This window comes from Bradyrhizobium sp. Rc2d, assembly GCF_900099855.1.
Lineage (GTDB): Bacteria > Pseudomonadota > Alphaproteobacteria > Rhizobiales > Xanthobacteraceae > Bradyrhizobium.
Window position 1 is genome coordinate 156,729 of the sequence record NZ_FNCU01000013.1, and the last position, 16,292, is coordinate 173,020.

Genomic DNA, 16,292 nt, shown 5'->3' on the forward strand with positions numbered 1-16,292 from the left:
AAGCCACTGTGGCGTTACCCGATAGCTATACATTGAAGCCCAATGCAGTGCCCGCTTATTTCGACGCAATGCTTGATGCCCAACCTCCGGAGCGGTTCTCTCTCAAGTTTTTGGAGAACCTCGGATTTACCTCCACAAACGACCGGCTCTTTATCGGTATCCTCAAAGATCTTGGCTTCCTAAACCGAGACGGCACTCCGCAAAGTCGTTACTTCGCCTTTATGGACCGCGGCCGAGCGAAACAAGTTGTTGCCGAAGGCATCCGCGAAGCTTTCGCCGAATTGTTCGCAATAAACACAAAAGCATATGACTTTACGGTGGACGATGCGCGCAACAAGCTTCGCACTCTATATGCCGGCAAGAAAACGGACCTGGTGATCGGCAACATAGCCAAAACCTTCCGAGCGCTCTGCGATTACGCTGATTTTTCGGCACCGGCAACAGTCGTCGCGCCGGCAGCGATCGAGCCTCCACATATCGAGATAACCCAACTTCAGCGCCTAGAATGGGTGACGCAAAGCGTTACCCATCCTACCCACCAACCCTAAACTAAGCGGGCAATTGTTCTAGCCCGTAGGATCGGTGGAGCCCTTGCGAAACCCATCATTCGCGGATCGACATTGATGGGTTTCGCTCCGCCCGACCCATCCTTCAGCCCCGCCGGTATCCGGCAAAATCTCACCACATGGCCGCCACGCAAGCGACAGCCCATAATCGCGATTTCAGCGCAAACGCGACAGAGGCTTGCGGCTTCAGCGATATTCAGGAGCCATTTGCAATGTTGGGTTCGGTAGAAAATAAACCAACGGGAAAATCTGGCCGGCGCGGCGGAAAGAAGAAGGCCAGGCAACGGTCCGGGGCCGACGAGCAACACGCAACTGCAGCGCATCAATCACCGGATGCCTCGGCGGAGATCCGCCAAGAGCACAAGCAAGAGAACAGGCAAGAGCCCGAGCAAGAGGTAGAGACGAGCCGACAGGTCAGTGCGCAAGTACCCTCGGCTGCAGCCTTGCCGTCCGGGATGGAGATCGTTGCCAGCGCGCCCGTCGCACCGGTGGAACCCTCCCAGGCCAGCCCGCAGGCGATTGCCGATGCCTATAGCGGCTACATCAGGACCTCCGTTGAGCACGCCTGGGCCTTCCTGGGAAAGCTCGCGACGGCGCGCTCACCCGTCGAGGCCTTCGAGCTTCAGATGGAGTACGCGAAACAGGAGTGTGAATCGTTCGTCGCCGAATCCCAGAAGATCGCCGGGTTGCATGAACAAATGACCAGACAAAGGGTCATGCATTTTGAGGGGTTCGTGGCCAGGCTCACCCAGACGACGCTCGAAATCCGCGCGACGCGTCACTAACGACAGCTGCGTATTTCGACGGTGCGGGGACAGGATGCCCGTACGATGGGTACGTTGATCGGCTTCGCTCCGCTCGACTCATACTGCGAACTGCGCTTTGCGCAGTCGCGGTACTAGCCCTTACGCGCTCACGCCCGCCCCGCTCCCGCGCCCGCCATAATTTTTCCGTTGCACACGCGTTGTGTTGGGCAGCGGCGAGACCTATCCTTCCAGTGATCGGACTGCCTCCCATGACGCCCGACCGGATGGAGAGCGCATCGGTGCCTGAAACGAACGACCCCAAGCCTGATAGCGACAAGCCTGATACCGACAAGCCCGAGACCGTCAAGCCCGAGACCGTCAAGCCGGATGAGGCGCGCGCCGATGGCGGGCTGACGCGGGCCTACGACCGGATCAAGAGCGCGGAGGAAGAGCTTGCGCGGCTCGACCGGCTGGTTTCCGGAATGGAACGCGACAGCGAAGGCCAGCGGACCTCGCACGCAACCGCCGGTAGGACGGCAGCCCCAACTTCCGGAAACAAGGCGCCGACGCCGGATACCAAAGTTCCGAATGCCGGGGTTCGCGATCAAGGCTTGAAGGGAGATCGGACCATGGTGCGCGCTTTGGTCGGCCTCGTGCTGGCGATCGGCCTTCTCGGTGCCGCCTTCGCTTCGCAATATCGCGATGAGGCCAAATCGATCAGCAAGTCGATCATGGCACGATGGTCTCCGCCGGCTGCGAGCAGCTCCCAGCAAGCGTCCGCGGTGGAAAGTCCGGCGCAGCCGCCGGCCGTGCAACTGGCTGCTGCGGATGAGCCGAGCCCGGTGCCCGCGCCGCCGGTCGCCAAGGACACGGAAAGCGCCCCAAAGCCTGCCGCCGCAGCGCCAGCGCCTAACCCGTCGTCCTCTGATCTCGCGCAATCGCTCAAGGCCATCACGAGCGAGCTTGCGAGCATCAACGGCAAGCTCGAGCAACTGAAAAGCCGCAACGACCAGACCCTGCGTGAGCAGGCCGACACCATTCAACAGCTCAAGGCGGCGCAGGAGAAGGATGCGGCGGACAATGCGCGCCTCGCCGCGCAGGTCCAGGCGCTGCAAACGCAACTGAGCGCTTCATCCGCGTCTGCAGCCACCAAGCCGGTCGCGCGGAGCGTGATGAGCAACGATGCGCATGCCCGGCCGCACGTACCGGCGGCCGAACCCCGGCGGCCCAGACCGCCGCGAGGCCCCTGGATGCCTCCGCCCTATATGCCCGACCCTTACGGCTATCCGGATTGGTGAGCCCGCAAGGCGCGGGCTTGTTTCCCGAAGGCGCGATTGATTGGATTTGAAGCCCTCCGAGCTGCGGCTTCGACTCGCCTTTAGCCCGTAGGATGGGTAGAACCCTTGCGAAACCCATCATTCGCTGATCGACGTTGATGGGTTTCGCTAGAGCTCACCCCATCTTACGAGCTACCGAAGCATTCGAAGCGGCTCGAATGACGTACTCAGGCTGACGAACACAGGCTCGGGAGTCAAACTGGTGACACCAATTCTGAGTTCGGGAAAGTAAATGTGAAACATGCGATCGGTCCGGCCGCTCGTGACATCCGTGAACTTGACCTCGCCGCGGTACACGGCAAGCGCACACGATCCGATCGTCGTTTCCCCGGCCGAAACGAACGTGTAGTCGACGCCCTGCTCGACCTGCCGCGCCGTGCCGTTCCGATACTTGAAGGTCCAGGAGACCTTGTATGACACGCTGTGCCGGCGATCGTCGTCCTCGATCACGATGCCGGAGTACCTGTGCTGCGCTTCCTGATCCGGTACCTTGTCCACCGTGGATGTCAGGGAGGATGTGATTCCGAATCCGTTGATGGTTTCCGCCTTGCTGATGTTGATGCCATGCGGTGTGGTCTGCCGTGTCCAGAGCACCGCCGTTTTCCCGGCTTCCCTGTAGACCTGATAGGCCTGCTCAAATCTGTCGAACCTGACGACGAGCTCAACCGGCACTGTCGTAGACTTGATCTTGCTGCAGTCCATCGACTGCGCAAGGACCACTGTCGGGACCCCGAACAGCACCAGAGCGACAAAGTTTACGGCAAGTCGCAAACGAGCTCCGCTTCGGTTTCCGGGAATAGCGCGCAAGTCTACCTTCCAGCCGAGCGAAGATCTTCTGCGACGCCGTCGAATGCGTTCTGACTCGCGACGACCCCACTCTGCTGCGGATCTGGCGCTGCAGACCGCTGACGCGTGCCAACCCCAAAGATGTCGTGCACCAGCCCGAGCTTCCCAAGCCCCAGAATGATCAGGCCGTTGATGTCGATCTCGTACCAGGCGTGCGAAAGGTAAGCGTCGCGCGGAAAGCGGTGATGGTTGTTGTGCAGCCCTTCACCGAAGGTGAGGATCGTGGTCACGAATTCGTTGGTCGTGCCATCATTGGTCTCGAAGCGGCGGTAGCCGTAGCGGCCGTCGCTGTGGCAGACCGAGTTCACCAGCGAGGTGGCCATGGTCATGATGTAGCTGCGGAACAGGCCGGAGAACAACACGCAGCCGATCATGCTGTGCACGCCGCCGAACGCGTAGCCGATCGCGCCGGGAATGATCACCGCCGACAGCGCGTACCAGTACCAGCGAGTCCTCGTGAAGAACATGGCGATCGGGTCGGCCAGGATATCCCTGGCGTAGTATGCGCCATCGGTGGTGGCCTGGTCCCACACCCAGCCGCCTTGCGCATGCGACATTCCCTTGAGGAAGCTCGCATAGCGGTTGCCGAAGCCGTCATAGTAAGGGCTGTGGACGTCGCCGGGCTTGTCGGAGTGAAGATGGTGCCGCCGGTGGTTGCTCACCCATTTCAGGATCGAGCCCTGCACCGCCAGCGTGGCGATCGCGGCCAAGATCGCCCGCATCACCGGACCGCAGCGGAAGCTGCGGTGCACGAAGTAGCGATGCATGAAGCCGATCCCGACCGTGGTCAGCAGGAACATGCCGACGAAGACCGAAACCTCCACCCAACCGATGCCTTGCCAGAATGCCCAGATCAGCGCCGCGATCGACCCGCCGATCATGAAGCCGAACGCGATGTAGGAATCGAGAAACTTGGCGTCGACCAACGAGCCTTCGACAACCACTCCCGGTGGCATTTTCGGGTCCGCACCTGCCTCCGGCACCACGCCCTCGATTACGGTCATTTCAGCCGATCCATTTACGCAAAATTAACTCTTCTGCGGCGCACCGTACAACCGGGGGTTATTTCTCGCAAGGATTGGAGCGGCCGTGGCAGCGCGGAGCCGGGCCCTGAAAAGGCGCGGTCGCGTGAAATGAAGCGAGATTTCAGGGCGGGCGGACAGCGTTAACTAAGTCCACAGGCTCCGCAATTTATGCCCGCAGCGCACATGCCAAGGAAAAGCAGCAGCCTCCTCCCTCGCCTTCGCAGGTTACGGCGGGCCGCCCGGTGGGCGCGGAAGACTTTCGCGCGCGCACCGCGGATGGTTCGGATCGCCGGCGGCGTGGCGATGCTGCTTGCGGCCGCAGCGCTTCTAAACATCGTCACTCAAATGGTCCGCAAGCCGACCGAGCTGTTTGTCCTTGTTGGCCATTCCCTCGACAAGGAGCCGGCAGAGACTTGGGCGAGATACGGGCCGCTGTTCCGCAAGCATTCCACCGCTGCGATCACGCCGGAATTGCTGGCCGCGCTGGCGCAGGTCGAGAGTTCAGGCAATCCGGTGGCGCGCACCTACTGGCGTTGGCGATGGAGCTTCAATCCGCTCGCGATCTACCGGCCCGCCTCCAGCGCTGTCGGCCTCTTCCAGATGACCGATCCCGCTTACGCCGAGGCCGCACGGTTTTGTGTCCGCGGCAACGCGGTCACGGAGACCGGTTGCGGGTTCACCAGTCTCTACATCCGCGCGATCCCTGGCCATGCGATCGAGCTGGCATCGGTCTATCTGGACCGCCAGGTGGCTGACGTTCTCGCCCGCACCGGTGATGTGAGGGCAAGCCCGCAGCAGAAGCAGGAACTGGCCGCCTTCATCCATCTCTGCGGCGCAGGCCCGGCCACAGCCTATGCGCGCCGCAAGTTTCAGATGATCGCCGGCGAGCGCTGCGGCGATCACCTGGTCGCAAGCTATGTCGCCAGGGTCAACGCGATGAAACGGCAGTTTCAGCGCCTTGCGGCCGGTGACGGCGATTAGCGGCGCGCGTAGCCCGGATCGAGCGAAGCGAAATCCGGGGTCTTGCTCCTAGCTGCACTGGTCCCGGATTGCGCGGAGCCTGTCATCGGGCGGCGCTGCGCGCCGGCCCGTTGGCTCCATCCGGGCTACAGGCGCTTGCCGTGAGTGACGGCGATTAGATGATGCGTTTCGCAAGACCGTAGGATGGGCGGAGCGACTTGTCCGCCGTAGCTCGACGAGCGGAAGCGATACCAACGACGCTGGCGCGCGACGACGGGTTTCGCAAGAGCTCAACCCATCCTACGAACTACGCTCTATGCCCGCCTCACCGTATCTCGCTCATCGTCACCTGGCCGGCGATCCCGCTCAGCTCGGGCTCTTGCGGCTCAAGCTCCTCATCGGAAGATGGACCGACCGAGACTTCGACCATTCTGCGCTTGACCTGTTCGCATGTCTTGCGGACGTCTTCGGTGAACAGCGCGCATTCTTCGATGCGCTTGAAGATCTTCCGCCCCTCTTCACGATACCCCGCCGCCGTTTCTCGCATGAAGGCGATCGCATCATGGACCTGGGCTGTCAGCGCCTCGCATTTTTGCGCAGCGTCGATCAACTCGGTGCCCATGGCCTCGATTTCTTTCGCAGCGGACTCATAGTCGCGAATGACCGCCTCTGCGCTCAGCGCGCCGACGCGCGTCACGCCCGCGGTGTGCTCGACGTAATCAGGCAGAGCAATGGAAGTAATAGAGCTTCCCGAGCGTACCGACGATATGTCCGCCTCGAGCTGGACCAGGTTAACGCCGTCCCGTCTGCGCAATTGTTCAACACTTGCCATGATTGATCCTCTCAATACGCGCCCGTACCCCTTAACAGTATTGGGTGTATTACGGGGATAAATGCCATTCTACCCCGATGTGTCCTTGACAGTCTCAGGTTTGCCATTTTTTCCTAATCGCTGACGTCGCACGCAGCGATATTGGACTTAGAGGCGTTCAACCTCTCCGGATGGCCAGGCTGGGAGGTGCGCAAGGGCTTGAGCTGTCGAGCGAAAATGAGCGCGTACGATCGGTGCAGGCGCGTAGCGAGCGTAGCCCGGATGGAGCGAAGCGAAATCCGGGGTCTTGCCTCAAGCTGCGCCGGTCCCGGATCGCGCTTCGCTTCATCCGGGCTACAGGCGCCAGTCAATTCTGCGTCCGTCGCTGGCCAAACTCCACATGCCGCGGAACGTGATGGGTGTTCACCACCAGTACGGCCACCGCCACCCCTCATAGCGAACCCACGACGACACCAGCGGCGGACCGTAGGGATCGACCCGGTCGTCTTCAGGACGATAACGATATCGTGGAACGATATAATAATCCCACGGCGTTGGCCTGAGCACGGGCGCCGTGACGATAAGTCTCTGCTGGGGTTCGCGAACGACTTGCGCCTTGCGCGCCCGGGCTTCAGCCCCTGACATCCCAAGGCTGCTCAGCACCAGGGCCGTTCCGAGCGCACACGCGACGGTCATTTTCTTCATGCGTTGGCCTCCTTCCCATAAGAGTGCTCAAGGACGCAAAGCAAGGCAAGCCAATTCGCGCGCGACTTTGCTGGAATGACTGATGGCGGCTCGCAACTCTCCACCGTCATTGCGAGGAGCCCGCGACAAAATTGCGTAGCAATTTTGCGCTGGTGCGACGAAGCAATCCAGAATCCCTCCGCGGAACCAGTCTGGATTGCTTCGCTGCGCTCGCAATGACGAAGAACGCAGCGAGCGTGCATCCGGGGAATGCTTCGGGGCGAGAATCCCAGATCTCGCTTTACTCATCCGAGCTACTTGCGTCCCCTACTCCCGCGCCCGACGCACGGCTTCCTCCAGCTTCCTCCTCTGCTTGTCCCACCGGCTCTGCTCCGCCTCGGCGCGTTCATCGATCGCAGTTCGTTCTGCCTCGATCTCCTCCGCCCGTGCCTCGTGCTCGCGCTTCGCCTTGTCCAGCGCCGCCTGCGCAATCGCGACCGCCTTCTCCCGGCGCGCGCGCTCCTTGGCGCGGGCGGCCTCTTCCTTGCCACGCTCGGCTTCGCGCCGCCGCTCTTCTCTCTCGAAAGCCGCGGCGGCCTTGCGGGCTTGTCGGTCGTCGATCTTGCGGGACGGTTTCTTTGCGGTCTTCTCCGCGCGCTTGCTCGGCTTGGGCTTACGTTTGGGCTTGGCCTTGCCTTCGTCGGCAAGGTCGGTCGGCAGCTCGGCGCTTTCGGTGAACGGGCCGTTCGAGCCGACCGGACGCCTGAGCACGACGCCGGGGCTTGCCATGGTCGCCGCGACGATATCGGGATCGTCGGTCTCCTTGGCGACGCCCTGATGGAACAGATTGGAGCTGGCGCCCCAGGCCTCCAGCGCCGCCTTCATCGAGGGCGCGGCGACCGCCTGGTCGTAGAAGCCGAGCGAGGTCTGGTAGGTCTTCAGTTTTCTTTTCGCTTTGCTTTTCGGTTCTCTCGGCATGTCGCCCCGCGGCCCGGCGATGCATCAGCTCCCCATCGCACCGGCGCCATCTTGGCATAGTGCCCCTGTTTTGCCCGACGAGTCAAATTCTACTTCGGGATCGCCGAAGTCGGTCCGGTGTATGCGTGCGCCGGTTGCCCGAAGGGTCACATCATTTCGGCATCGCAGAAGTATGAAATCTCAAGGTGTTCCCTACTGTGCATGGGGTTGTTTTCGCACTTTTTGTTTCGACGGGCACTTCCGTTTCTCCACCGTCATTGCGAGCGAAGCGAGGCTATCCAGAGTCGTTCCGCGGAGGCGGTCTGGATTGCTTCGTCGCATCAGCGCAAAATTGCTACGCAATTTTGTCGCGAGCTCCTCGCAATGACGGTGTCGCTATGCCCCGAGCAACGCGTCATAGCCCTGCGCGCTGAACGCCAGCAGACAGAACCCATGCCCGAACGGATCGGACAGCATCGCGATCCGCCCATACGACGCATCGGTTGCGGGGACCTCCAGGATCGCGCCGGCGCGCAGCGCGCGTTCGACGGCGGCATCGACATCATCGACGACGACGTCGATATGCACCGGCGTCCAGTGCCGCGCGTAGCGGCGGCGATCGCCGCCAGCGCCCACCGTGCCGGCCTGCTTGGTCAACAGATACACCGGCGCCGGCCAGCCGAGCAGCTCGACGAAGTCGGTGCCGAAGCGGCGGCCGACCGTCAGGCCGAATGCAGCGGTGTAGAAGGTCGTCGCTCGCGCGACGTCGGGAACGTCGATGTTGAGGAGGAAGGTCATGGCGGGAAATGTAGCCCGGATGGAGCGTCAGCGTAATCCGGGATGGCGCCGCACCTCCCGCCTCGGATTTCGCTGACGCTCCATCCGGGCTACGCAAGCCTCACGGGATCTACGCAAGCCTCACGGTATCTCGTACACCGACACCTTGTCCGCGATCCCGCTCAGCGCGACGCTGCGGCGGGTCGGGTTGAGGCCGCCGGCGTCCAGCAGCGTCCGCGTCTCGGCGTTATCGACCACCGCCTCCGTCACCACGATCGCGCGCGAGGCCGCCAAGCCCTGGACGCGAGAGGCGATGTTCACGGTCTGGCCGAAATAGTCCTGCTGGCCGTTGAGGGTGACGGCGAGGCACGAGCCTTCGTGGATACCCATCTTGAGCAACAGGCCCTGGTGCTGGCGCTGGGCGCCGAGCTCGCTCATAGCCTCGCGCATGCGGATCGCAGCCGCAATGGCGCGATCGGGCGTCTCGAAGGTCGCCATCACGGCATCGCCAATGGTCTTGACCACCGCGCCCTGCTCGGAGGCGATGATCTCCTGCAGCAGGCGGAAATGCTCGTTGACGAGATCGAAGGCGACGAGGTCGCCGACATGCTCGTACAGCCCGGTGGAGTCCTTCAGGTCCGAGAACAGGAAGGTCAGGCTGAGGATCTTGAGGCGCTGGCCGATCGCGAGCGTGTCGGTGCGGTAGAGATCGCGAAAGGTCTGGTTCGTGAGGAGGCGCTTTGCAGTGAGGCTCGGCTTGCGCCGGGTCAAGAGGTCATCGAGCCGCTGGTTCATCACCCACACCGCGGGCAGCACGCGGCCGTCGGTGCGGTTCTCAAGCGCCAGCCGCAGCGGTCCCGGGCGCAGGCTGACGGCGTCGACGGGAACCTCGGACTTGTTGAAGATCAGCGACAGCGTCTGGCGCTCGGCCGTCTCCTCGCCCTTCACCTCGATGTATTGCGCCGTGTGCGTCACGGGATCGAACACGATCAGCATGCCCGGCTGCACCTGCAGGGAGAGAATGGCGCGCTCGCCCGGCGGCAGGTCGACGGATTCCAGCGTCAGCTCGCGCAGCAGACCGTCGAGGTCGGGCGGAAGCTCGATCGCCGAGCTCCAGAACACCTGGCGGTAATATTCGGCGAGCGGCAGCTCCTCGGCATTGTGCGCGGCGATCCTGCGCACGCGCGGGCTGACCGCGAAGGTCACCTCGACCAGATTGTCGAGCGTCGTCTCGTAGCCGGCGGCGCAGAAGGCGCAGTGATATTGCGGGCTGTTGACCGTCTTCAGGCTCTTGTTGGCCGAGAGCACGCCGGCGCAGCTCGGGCACATCACGCTCCAGGTCATCTCGAGGATGCCGAGCCCGACCGCATGCAGCAGCCCCGCGATCACCTGCTCCTCGCCGAGACCCGCCGTTCTCGCCAGATGCAGCGCGTTCATCTTGCACAGGGCATGGTCCGGCCCCTCCCGCACCATGCGCTCGAGCATGTCGACGACAGGCGCGTCGGCCGACTGGCGCAGGACACCGAACAGGGTTTCGATCTCGCTCATGCCGTGACGCTACATGGAAGGGGGTGAGGCGGACATCCGCTTTCCGATCAGCTATGCCTGGTGAGGCAAAGCACAAGCCATAGCCGTCAATTGCTGCGTCACGATGATGGGAGTTTGCCGGGCCGCAGCAGAGGCCGGATTTTCCTTGATTTCCCCGTCCCCGCCCCTACGGTGCGCCCGCCCACAGGGGCCGAACAGGGGATGAATCGACGATGGACGATGCCGTGAAATGTCCGAGCTGCAACTCCGAGCACGCCTATCAGGACCGCGGTCTCTGGGTCTGCCCGGAATGCGGCCATGAATGGAGCGGCACGGCCGATGCGGCCGCGGAAGCCGCGCCCGAGGCAGGCGTGCGCGATGCCAACGGCAATGTGCTGGCTGACGGCGACAGCGTCATCGTGATCAAGGACCTCAAGATCAAGGGTTCCTCCTCGGTCGTCAAAGGCGGCACCAAGGTCCGCAACATCCGCCTCCAGGACGCCAGCGACGGCCACAACATCGCCTGCAAGATCGACGGCATCGGCGCGATGAATTTGAAATCGGAGTTCGTGCGGAAGGCGTAAGGTCGCGCCTATCTTTGCCGCTGCGCCAGGTAAAACCCGCACAGCACCGTCACCAGGCCCGCGGCCTGGAGTGCCGTCGGCGGCTCGCCGAGCAGGAGCCAGCCGACCAGGAGCGTCAGCGCCGGCACGATCGCGGGGAATACCGCGGCCCGGGCGACGCCGAGACGCTGGACGGAGACGGCGTAGAGATAGAGCGCGGCGGGACCTGCGAGCACGCCCTGCGCCAGCGCCTGGATCGCGTTCTCGGTGACGCCGATCGCCGCGATACGCGCAAGCCCGCCAGTCGCGAGGTAGATCGGCAACAGCAGCAGCGACAGCACGTTGATGACGAGCGCGGCCGACACTGCGGAGACGCGCCAGTGCCGCAGCAGCGCGCCGAAGCCCGCGAACATGAATCCGGTGAGCACGAAGATCAGATCGCCCTGCACGCCGTCGGCGCCGATATGCCCGATCGATTCCGCGCCGATCACACCAAGGCCGCCGACGATGACGAGAGCGCCGGCAAGCCGCGAGGCGGAGATCTTCTCTTTCAGGAACAATGCGGCGAGCAGCAGGCCGCCAAGCGTCGCGCTGGAGGGCTGGATCACGCTGCCATGTCCGAGCGGCACGAACAGGAAACCGGTGTAGGAGATCAGCGCCATCACCGGGCCGCCCAGCACCATCAGCGCAAGGCCCCTGCCCCAGCCGATGCCGCAGAGATCGGAGATGCCGGCGCGCAAGACCAGCGGCAGGAACGCGATCCCTGACCAGACATAGCGATGCACGAGCAGATCGACCGGCGTGAAGCCGACTTTGAGGCCGTGCCGCGTGCCGACAAAGCCGAGCGCCCAGAACAGTGCTGCGGACAGCCCGCAAACCACGCCGAGCAATGCCGGCGCCGCGTCGTTCGTTTGGGTGAGAGCGTCAGCGCCGCTCGTCCGCTGGTCCATGGGGGAAGCCTTATGTCAGCAGGCCAATCCGCTCAACCCATGTGGTTGCAAGGCTGGCACGCAGTGAGGTCGCCTAGCCCGGCTCGTCGTCGATGAGCTTCACCGCACGCGCGACCGTCAAGGGCCGCAGGAGATGCACAGACTGTTCTCGGACATCGATATCGCCTTTCGTGGCGTCTACGCGCTTGGCGCGTTGCACGCGTAGCGCCTGCTCGATGCCGGAGATCACACCATGACGGAGATCGCGTTCCATGCCGGCTTCGGCAGCCTGCGCCGTTTCAACGCCGCCTTCGCCGAGCTCTACGGCCGCTCGCCGTCGAGCTTGCGCGCGCCGCGCATGCCGTCCGCATCAAGCAGTGCGACCTGCAAAGCAACTGTCAAAAGGATTGGGCTCGTTATGAACGAGCATACATAACCGGCGCCTTCACGCGAACTTGTTCGCGGCCGGATTCTCGAGCGTCCCCACGCGCGCGCGGCGCATGCGGGCGTCGTGACGTCGTTCATGATCGCATGAGGCGGCGGGTCGCGCACGCGGCGAGACCCGCCTGCCCTTCATGCGATGTCAGCTCAGCGGGCTGCGCCCGTCGTGACGTCCGCGGTCTTGACCTTGCGCGAGCTGAGCACCTTCACCTGGTGCGCTGAGGCAACCGTCGTGGGCGCCGCGACCTGCTGCTCGACATGACCGGCCCCGAGCACGCCAACCTGGACGGGGGAGACCGGAAATCCATTGGCCTCATAGGTCGGCAGCTCAGCGGCGAAAGCCGAAGTAGCGCCCGCGATCGTCAGGACGGCGGCGGCGATCGTCAAAGTCTTCTTGTTCATTGGTGGTGCTCCTGATGGAAGATTCGGAGCACATTTAAGCGCGTTTTGCTGCATTGCGACATGCGCTGTTGCATTGCAACAACGCATGTAGCGCATGGCGATATGTTTAACGCGTACAAAGCCTTGGCCGAATCATGCCGGCCGCGACATGGCACTTTTTATGGGCGGTGGTCAGCCACCGAGCACGTTGCCCCAGCCGTCGAAGAGGTAGGCCTTCCAGGCCACGGTTCCATCCTCGCGCGGCCGGCTGGACTGCCGGTAGTCATCGGCCTGATCGGCGGTCCAGGTGATGATCGTGTCGGACAGACGATCATGCAGGATGGCGGGCTCGGTGGGATCGAAGGCGTCCATGGGACGAAGCGAGGAATGCGTGCTCATGGGCCGATCAACGCACGGCGCTGCGCAAGGTTGCCGCGACGCGTCAGACAAGACACCTTGTCACAAGACATCTTTGTCAACAGCCCATCGCGAAAGCCTTGTTACCGCCTATTTCAGCGCGATCGCGAGCGATTGCAGTTTTGCGACGAGATTGGTGCCGAGCGGATAGATGATTTCGATGATCGCGAGTGCGATCCCGGCTGCGATCAAACTGTATTCCAAGTAAATGCGGATCACTCAATTTGACGACAAGCGAGGGCTTGCCGTTGCAGGCATTTTCCGCCGCAGTCGCGTACGGAACGCCACGGAACCCGCGTTGCAACTTCGCAACACGCCTTCGAAAAGCTTGTTTTCGCTGAATTACGCCATTGCGCCGCCACACCGTCTTCCGAACAATCGACGCGCTGCGTGCCTTTCCGTGCAAGTCTGTTCGCATCAAGACTGTTTGCATCACTGACTGTTCGAACAAGACGGGTTCGAACAGAACCGTTTGGAGGCAGGGATCATGAATGATCGGCGGTCTCTTCTGGTGGCGGTCTCATGCCCCTCGGCCGTTCTCGCCAGCTGGCTGGTGCTCTCCCTGTCTGCCTACGCGCCTGCCCTCATCGAGAGCAGCGGCGCCAATGCGGCTGCCGTCTCGCGCGCGAAGGATCTCGATCGCCTCGACCTCGCCGACGTCCCACGCGCTGCGACCATCGAGGACGGCGTCGCCTTGACCGCCGAGATCGCTGCTGCGGCGGCGAGCCTGCCAACCGTTGAAGCGGCAGCCGCGCCGGAGGTCCCAGCCGTCCAGCTCGCGTCGGCCGATCCCGCGCTGATATTGCCGGCAGAGCCGCCCGCGCCTCAGATTGCGCCTGAACCGGCACCTAGCGTCAGCGAGGCTGCTAGCGTCAGCGAGGCTCCGCCTGCGCCGACGCCAGAGCCCGTCAAACTCGCATCCGCCGATCCCACCGAGATCGTGGCCACGGACGCATTGTCCCCCGCGGCGATCGGGAGCGGACCCGCCCCGGCCGCAAGCAAACCTTCGCCCCCCGCGGACACCATCGCCGTGCTCGACGAATGCTTCGTCGTGGACACCTGCATCGACCGTTATCTCTGGACGCTCTATCAGCGCACGCCCAAGGAGGATTCGATCAAGGTCGAGGAACGCCGCCCCGTCACAGTCAAGCGCAAGGGCAAGACCGTGACTGTGATGCGCAGCTTCACCAAGCTGGTCGACGAGGATTTCGGCTGGAAGGATCCGAAAGCGGCCGACCACGCCGGCATGTCGATGATGGATTACGTCATCGGCGGCATGGACAAGAGCTTCAAGCGAAAACTGTTTCGCACGCTGCTCGCAGCCGAGGCCGCCGGCCTCTCGCCGGGCATCACCAGCGCGTTCCGCGACGACTATCGCCAGTCGATCGCAAGCGGCCTGAAGGCCGCCTCCGACCGCTCCTATCACGGCGGCAGCAGCCGCGGTGGCTACGGCCACGGCATGGCGGCGGACATCGTCAGTACCCAGGGCAGCAACCGCGCGCAGCGCTGGGTCTCGACCGAAATCCTGTGGAAGTGGGTCGACGCCAACGGCAAGGAGCTCGGTATCGGCCGGCCCTATCTCGGCCGCGATCCGCCGCATGTCGGCCCGATCGACGGCCAGGAATACATCTCGCGTCGGGGCACGGCGGACCGCAAGGAAGCTGCCAACGCGAAGCCCAGGAAGGTGCGCGCCGCGGCTCATGCAAAGCCGCCAAAAGCACAGGCCGCGCGCGCGCGCGAGCAGAAGGGCCCGGCAAAGCCGCAGAAGGCGGCGCAATCGGCCGGCAAGCGCGCGACCTGAAGCCGTTACGGCTCGCGGCCCGGCGGCGGTAGCGGCACGAGACGCATCTCGGCTGTGCCCGCCTTCTGCGTGCGCACCAGCACCGCGAAGGTGGTCTCCACCGCGCGCCGCACCGCCACCTCGGTCGCCTCGCCCTTGGCCAGATGCGCCGCGATCAGACCGGTGAGGAGGTCGCCGGTGCCAAAGGGACGGATCGGCAGAAGCGGCGTCGCAAAGCGCGACAACCAGCCGTCGGCGCAGAGGATCGTCTCCAACTGTCCTTCGGGCGTGTCCGCGAGCGTGCAGCCGGTGGCGACGACGTCGATGCGGCCCTGTCCCACGAGCGCCGCGCACGCCGCACGCAGGTCCTGCGCATCGGCAATCGTGAGGCCCGCAAGCAGCTCGAGCTCGAACCGGTTTGGCGTGGTCAGCTTCGCGGCCGGCAGCAGCCGATGCCGGAGCACGTCCAGGATTCCGTCGGCGACATAGACGCGGCCGTCGTCCCCGATTACGGGATCGCAGAGATAGACGAGCTTCGGATTGCGCATCAAAGCCCGCTCGACGAAGTCGGCAACGACGGCGGCATTGCCGGGCGAGCCGAGATAGCCGGTGACGAGCACGGCCGCCTCGTCGACGAGATCGCGCTCTTCAACACCCCTGAGGAGATCGGCGACCAGTTCGGTCTCCAACACCCGCCCGCGCAGGCTCGGATAGCGCGGATGGTTCGACAGCAGCGTCGTCGGCACCGCCGCGACATTCACACCCTCCGCCTGCACCGCATAGGCAGCCGCGCTGTTGCCGACATGGCCGTGGACCACCTGGCTTTGAATGGAGATGACGAGCATGAAGGAGGTCCGTAAGGTCAAACATCAGACGAAGCAAGGCTTGACGGGGTCTCGTACTTGAGCTCCGGTCGTAGCGCCTGCATCCTGCGCGCCAGCCGCCGGTGGCCAGTCTCCTCCGACCGCGCCAATCGATCCGCGACCGCGACATGGTCCGCATCGCTCTTGTGCTGATTGAGCTTGGCCTGCCCCTCGACTTGATCCACCACGAGATCGATGACGCGGATCGCGGCCAGCATGCTCTCACGCTTGCTTGGGTCCATTTGCGCGAGATCCCAAGGCTGCTTGGGCAACCGCGCCTCGGAGACGGCAAGCAGCGCATCGCCATGTCGGCGATTTTCGTCCAGCCCGCGCAGATGCGCTATGCCCGATAGGTGCACCGCCTCGTAGAGCCAGGTCGAGACGTTGTCGCGGGAGGCATACCAGTCGTTGGAGACGTAGGCATCGTCGCCGGCAACGATCAGCAGGAATCGCCTGATGCCGTCGGCGAGCGGCACGAGCGGATTTTTGGCGGTGAAATGGATCTGCACGATGGCGCGCCCGCCGCGCTCGCCTAGCACGAACGGCACGTGGGAGGCCCGCGGCCCGCGCTCGTCCGCCGCTACGATCACGCCGAAGCCGCGTCGCCCGGCAAATTCCAGCGCGCGCTGCTCCTCGATGCGGAACTGGGGACGGAGGACATGCATGGCGCGGCGCTCGATGA

Annotated in this window: 21 protein-coding genes; 7 read left to right on the forward strand and 14 right to left on the reverse strand. The window is 63.7% G+C overall.

Going from position 1 to position 16,292, the window contains the following annotated elements; translation table 11 throughout:
• The first annotated feature begins 8 nt into the window (after positions 1 to 8).
• The 3 genes from BLV07_RS18235 to BLV07_RS18245 all read left to right on the forward strand — a co-directional run bounded on the left by BLV07_RS18235 (position 9) and on the right by BLV07_RS18245 (position 2,610).
• Positions 9 to 548, forward strand: a complete 540-nt coding sequence (locus BLV07_RS18235; protein WP_143035446.1) for a DUF5343 domain-containing protein — start codon at positions 9 to 11, stop codon at positions 546 to 548.
• Positions 549 to 685: 137 nt separating this feature from the next.
• Complete coding sequence (locus BLV07_RS18240; RefSeq protein ID WP_091888072.1) at positions 686 to 1,351, forward strand: phasin family protein; 666 nt, start codon at positions 686 to 688, stop codon at positions 1,349 to 1,351.
• 245 nt (positions 1,352 to 1,596) lie between these two features.
• Positions 1,597 to 2,610 (forward strand): hypothetical protein, encoded by a 1,014-nt coding sequence (locus tag BLV07_RS18245; RefSeq protein ID WP_091888170.1) that lies wholly within the window; start codon positions 1,597 to 1,599, stop codon positions 2,608 to 2,610.
• Between the two features lie 171 nt (positions 2,611 to 2,781).
• On the opposite strand, the gene BLV07_RS18250 is transcribed toward BLV07_RS18245, so the two are convergent.
• The gene (locus BLV07_RS18250; RefSeq protein WP_091888074.1) at positions 2,782 to 3,456 is read right to left on the reverse strand and encodes a hypothetical protein; all 675 of its coding nucleotides are present in this window, start codon (positions 3,454 to 3,456) and stop codon (positions 2,782 to 2,784) included.
• A gap of 2 nt (positions 3,457 to 3,458) precedes the next feature.
• Positions 3,459 to 4,499 (reverse strand): acyl-CoA desaturase, encoded by a 1,041-nt coding sequence (locus BLV07_RS18255; protein WP_091888076.1) that lies wholly within the window; start codon positions 4,497 to 4,499, stop codon positions 3,459 to 3,461.
• A 204-nt stretch (positions 4,500 to 4,703) separates the two neighbouring features.
• Between BLV07_RS18255 and BLV07_RS18260 the strand changes: the two genes are divergently transcribed.
• Positions 4,704 to 5,501 (forward strand): transglycosylase SLT domain-containing protein, encoded by a 798-nt coding sequence (locus BLV07_RS18260; protein WP_091888077.1) that lies wholly within the window; start codon positions 4,704 to 4,706, stop codon positions 5,499 to 5,501.
• Between the two features lie 304 nt (positions 5,502 to 5,805).
• Here the strand turns inward: BLV07_RS18260 and BLV07_RS18265 are convergent, their stop codons facing one another.
• The 5 genes from BLV07_RS18265 to BLV07_RS18285 form a co-directional block, all read right to left on the reverse strand.
• Positions 5,806 to 6,312: a hypothetical protein gene (locus BLV07_RS18265; protein WP_091888079.1), complete on the reverse strand. Its 507-nt coding sequence runs from the start codon at positions 6,310 to 6,312 to the stop codon at positions 5,806 to 5,808.
• A gap of 402 nt (positions 6,313 to 6,714) precedes the next feature.
• Positions 6,715 to 6,996 (reverse strand): hypothetical protein, encoded by a 282-nt coding sequence (locus tag BLV07_RS18270; protein WP_091888080.1) that lies wholly within the window; start codon positions 6,994 to 6,996, stop codon positions 6,715 to 6,717.
• 306 nt (positions 6,997 to 7,302) lie between these two features.
• The gene (locus BLV07_RS18275) at positions 7,303 to 7,953 is read right to left on the reverse strand and encodes a cell envelope biogenesis protein TolA (protein WP_091888082.1); all 651 of its coding nucleotides are present in this window, start codon (positions 7,951 to 7,953) and stop codon (positions 7,303 to 7,305) included.
• Between the two features lie 375 nt (positions 7,954 to 8,328).
• Positions 8,329 to 8,730 (reverse strand): VOC family protein, encoded by a 402-nt coding sequence (locus tag BLV07_RS18280; protein ID WP_091888084.1) that lies wholly within the window; start codon positions 8,728 to 8,730, stop codon positions 8,329 to 8,331.
• A gap of 120 nt (positions 8,731 to 8,850) precedes the next feature.
• A complete protein-coding gene (locus BLV07_RS18285; protein ID WP_091888085.1) occupies positions 8,851 to 10,257 on the reverse strand; it encodes an adenylate/guanylate cyclase domain-containing protein in 1,407 nt (468 codons plus the stop codon).
• 212 nt (positions 10,258 to 10,469) lie between these two features.
• Between BLV07_RS18285 and BLV07_RS18290 the strand changes: the two genes are divergently transcribed.
• On the forward strand, positions 10,470 to 10,820 hold the full coding sequence (locus BLV07_RS18290; RefSeq protein ID WP_091888087.1) for a zinc ribbon domain-containing protein YjdM: 351 nt from the start codon (positions 10,470 to 10,472) through the stop codon (positions 10,818 to 10,820).
• 8 nt (positions 10,821 to 10,828) lie between these two features.
• On the opposite strand, the gene BLV07_RS18295 is transcribed toward BLV07_RS18290, so the two are convergent.
• Together BLV07_RS18295 and BLV07_RS47620 are read right to left on the reverse strand one after the other, a co-directional pair.
• Positions 10,829 to 11,749, reverse strand: coding sequence for a DMT family transporter (locus BLV07_RS18295; RefSeq protein WP_091888089.1), 921 nt, complete (start codon positions 11,747 to 11,749; stop codon positions 10,829 to 10,831).
• A gap of 73 nt (positions 11,750 to 11,822) precedes the next feature.
• Positions 11,823 to 12,002 (reverse strand): hypothetical protein, encoded by a 180-nt coding sequence (locus BLV07_RS47620; protein ID WP_176945598.1) that lies wholly within the window; start codon positions 12,000 to 12,002, stop codon positions 11,823 to 11,825.
• On the opposite strand from BLV07_RS47620, the gene BLV07_RS48875 reads away from it, so the two are divergent.
• Positions 11,982 to 12,164, forward strand: a complete 183-nt coding sequence (locus BLV07_RS48875; protein ID WP_502690085.1) for a hypothetical protein — start codon at positions 11,982 to 11,984, stop codon at positions 12,162 to 12,164. The two genes, BLV07_RS47620 and BLV07_RS48875, sit on opposite strands and share 21 nt — an antisense overlap.
• A gap of 152 nt (positions 12,165 to 12,316) precedes the next feature.
• On the opposite strand, the gene BLV07_RS18305 is transcribed toward BLV07_RS48875, so the two are convergent.
• From BLV07_RS18305 to BLV07_RS46315, 3 genes are all read right to left on the reverse strand, one after another.
• Positions 12,317 to 12,571 (reverse strand): hypothetical protein, encoded by a 255-nt coding sequence (locus BLV07_RS18305; protein WP_091888091.1) that lies wholly within the window; start codon positions 12,569 to 12,571, stop codon positions 12,317 to 12,319.
• Between the two features lie 171 nt (positions 12,572 to 12,742).
• A complete protein-coding gene (locus BLV07_RS18310) occupies positions 12,743 to 12,949 on the reverse strand; it encodes a hypothetical protein (RefSeq protein ID WP_091888093.1) in 207 nt (68 codons plus the stop codon).
• A 108-nt stretch (positions 12,950 to 13,057) separates the two neighbouring features.
• A complete protein-coding gene (locus BLV07_RS46315; protein ID WP_143035447.1) occupies positions 13,058 to 13,186 on the reverse strand; it encodes a Flp family type IVb pilin in 129 nt (42 codons plus the stop codon).
• A gap of 268 nt (positions 13,187 to 13,454) precedes the next feature.
• Between BLV07_RS46315 and BLV07_RS18315 the strand changes: the two genes are divergently transcribed.
• Positions 13,455 to 14,768 carry a hypothetical protein gene (locus BLV07_RS18315; RefSeq protein ID WP_091888095.1) on the forward strand — a complete coding sequence of 438 codons (1,314 nt, stop codon included), beginning with the start codon at positions 13,455 to 13,457 and terminating at the stop codon, positions 14,766 to 14,768.
• Between the two features lie 5 nt (positions 14,769 to 14,773).
• Here BLV07_RS18315 and pdxY read toward each other — a convergent pair whose 3' ends face one another.
• Positions 14,774 to 15,592, reverse strand: a complete 819-nt coding sequence (gene pdxY, locus BLV07_RS18320) for a pyridoxal kinase (RefSeq protein WP_091888097.1) — start codon at positions 15,590 to 15,592, stop codon at positions 14,774 to 14,776.
• Positions 15,593 to 15,609: 17 nt separating this feature from the next.
• Positions 15,610 to 16,275 carry an FMN-binding negative transcriptional regulator gene (locus BLV07_RS18325; protein ID WP_091888099.1) on the reverse strand — a complete coding sequence of 222 codons (666 nt, stop codon included), beginning with the start codon at positions 16,273 to 16,275 and terminating at the stop codon, positions 15,610 to 15,612.
• Positions 16,276 to 16,292 lie beyond the last annotated feature (17 nt).

Excerpts from the sequence above, each read along its gene's own strand:
- BLV07_RS18240 (WP_091888072.1), top strand. The coding sequence starts at position 686 with ATGGCCGCCACGCAAGCGACAGCCCATAATCGCGATTTCAGCGCAAAC.
- BLV07_RS18245 (WP_091888170.1), top strand. The coding sequence starts at position 1,597 with ATGGAGAGCGCATCGGTGCCTGAAACGAACGACCCCAAGCCTGATAGC.
- BLV07_RS18255 (WP_091888076.1), bottom strand. The coding sequence starts at position 4,499 with ATGACCGTAATCGAGGGCGTGGTGCCGGAGGCAGGTGCGGACCCGAAA.
- BLV07_RS18260 (WP_091888077.1), top strand. The coding sequence starts at position 4,704 with ATGCCAAGGAAAAGCAGCAGCCTCCTCCCTCGCCTTCGCAGGTTACGG.
- BLV07_RS18265 (WP_091888079.1), bottom strand. The coding sequence starts at position 6,312 with ATGGCAAGTGTTGAACAATTGCGCAGACGGGACGGCGTTAACCTGGTC.
- BLV07_RS18270 (WP_091888080.1), bottom strand. The coding sequence starts at position 6,996 with ATGAAGAAAATGACCGTCGCGTGTGCGCTCGGAACGGCCCTGGTGCTG.
- BLV07_RS18275 (WP_091888082.1), bottom strand. The coding sequence starts at position 7,953 with ATGCCGAGAGAACCGAAAAGCAAAGCGAAAAGAAAACTGAAGACCTAC.
- BLV07_RS18280 (WP_091888084.1), bottom strand. The coding sequence starts at position 8,730 with ATGACCTTCCTCCTCAACATCGACGTTCCCGACGTCGCGCGAGCGACG.
- BLV07_RS18285 (WP_091888085.1), bottom strand. The coding sequence starts at position 10,257 with ATGAGCGAGATCGAAACCCTGTTCGGTGTCCTGCGCCAGTCGGCCGAC.
- BLV07_RS18290 (WP_091888087.1), top strand. The coding sequence starts at position 10,470 with ATGGACGATGCCGTGAAATGTCCGAGCTGCAACTCCGAGCACGCCTAT.
- BLV07_RS18295 (WP_091888089.1), bottom strand. The coding sequence starts at position 11,749 with ATGGACCAGCGGACGAGCGGCGCTGACGCTCTCACCCAAACGAACGAC.
- BLV07_RS48875 (WP_502690085.1), top strand. The coding sequence starts at position 11,982 with ATGACGGAGATCGCGTTCCATGCCGGCTTCGGCAGCCTGCGCCGTTTC.
- BLV07_RS47620 (WP_176945598.1), bottom strand. The coding sequence starts at position 12,002 with ATGGAACGCGATCTCCGTCATGGTGTGATCTCCGGCATCGAGCAGGCG.
- BLV07_RS18305 (WP_091888091.1), bottom strand. The coding sequence starts at position 12,571 with ATGAACAAGAAGACTTTGACGATCGCCGCCGCCGTCCTGACGATCGCG.
- BLV07_RS18310 (WP_091888093.1), bottom strand. The coding sequence starts at position 12,949 with ATGAGCACGCATTCCTCGCTTCGTCCCATGGACGCCTTCGATCCCACC.
- BLV07_RS18315 (WP_091888095.1), top strand. The coding sequence starts at position 13,455 with ATGAATGATCGGCGGTCTCTTCTGGTGGCGGTCTCATGCCCCTCGGCC.
- pdxY (WP_091888097.1), bottom strand. The coding sequence starts at position 15,592 with ATGCTCGTCATCTCCATTCAAAGCCAGGTGGTCCACGGCCATGTCGGC.
- BLV07_RS18325 (WP_091888099.1), bottom strand. The coding sequence starts at position 16,275 with ATGCATGTCCTCCGTCCCCAGTTCCGCATCGAGGAGCAGCGCGCGCTG.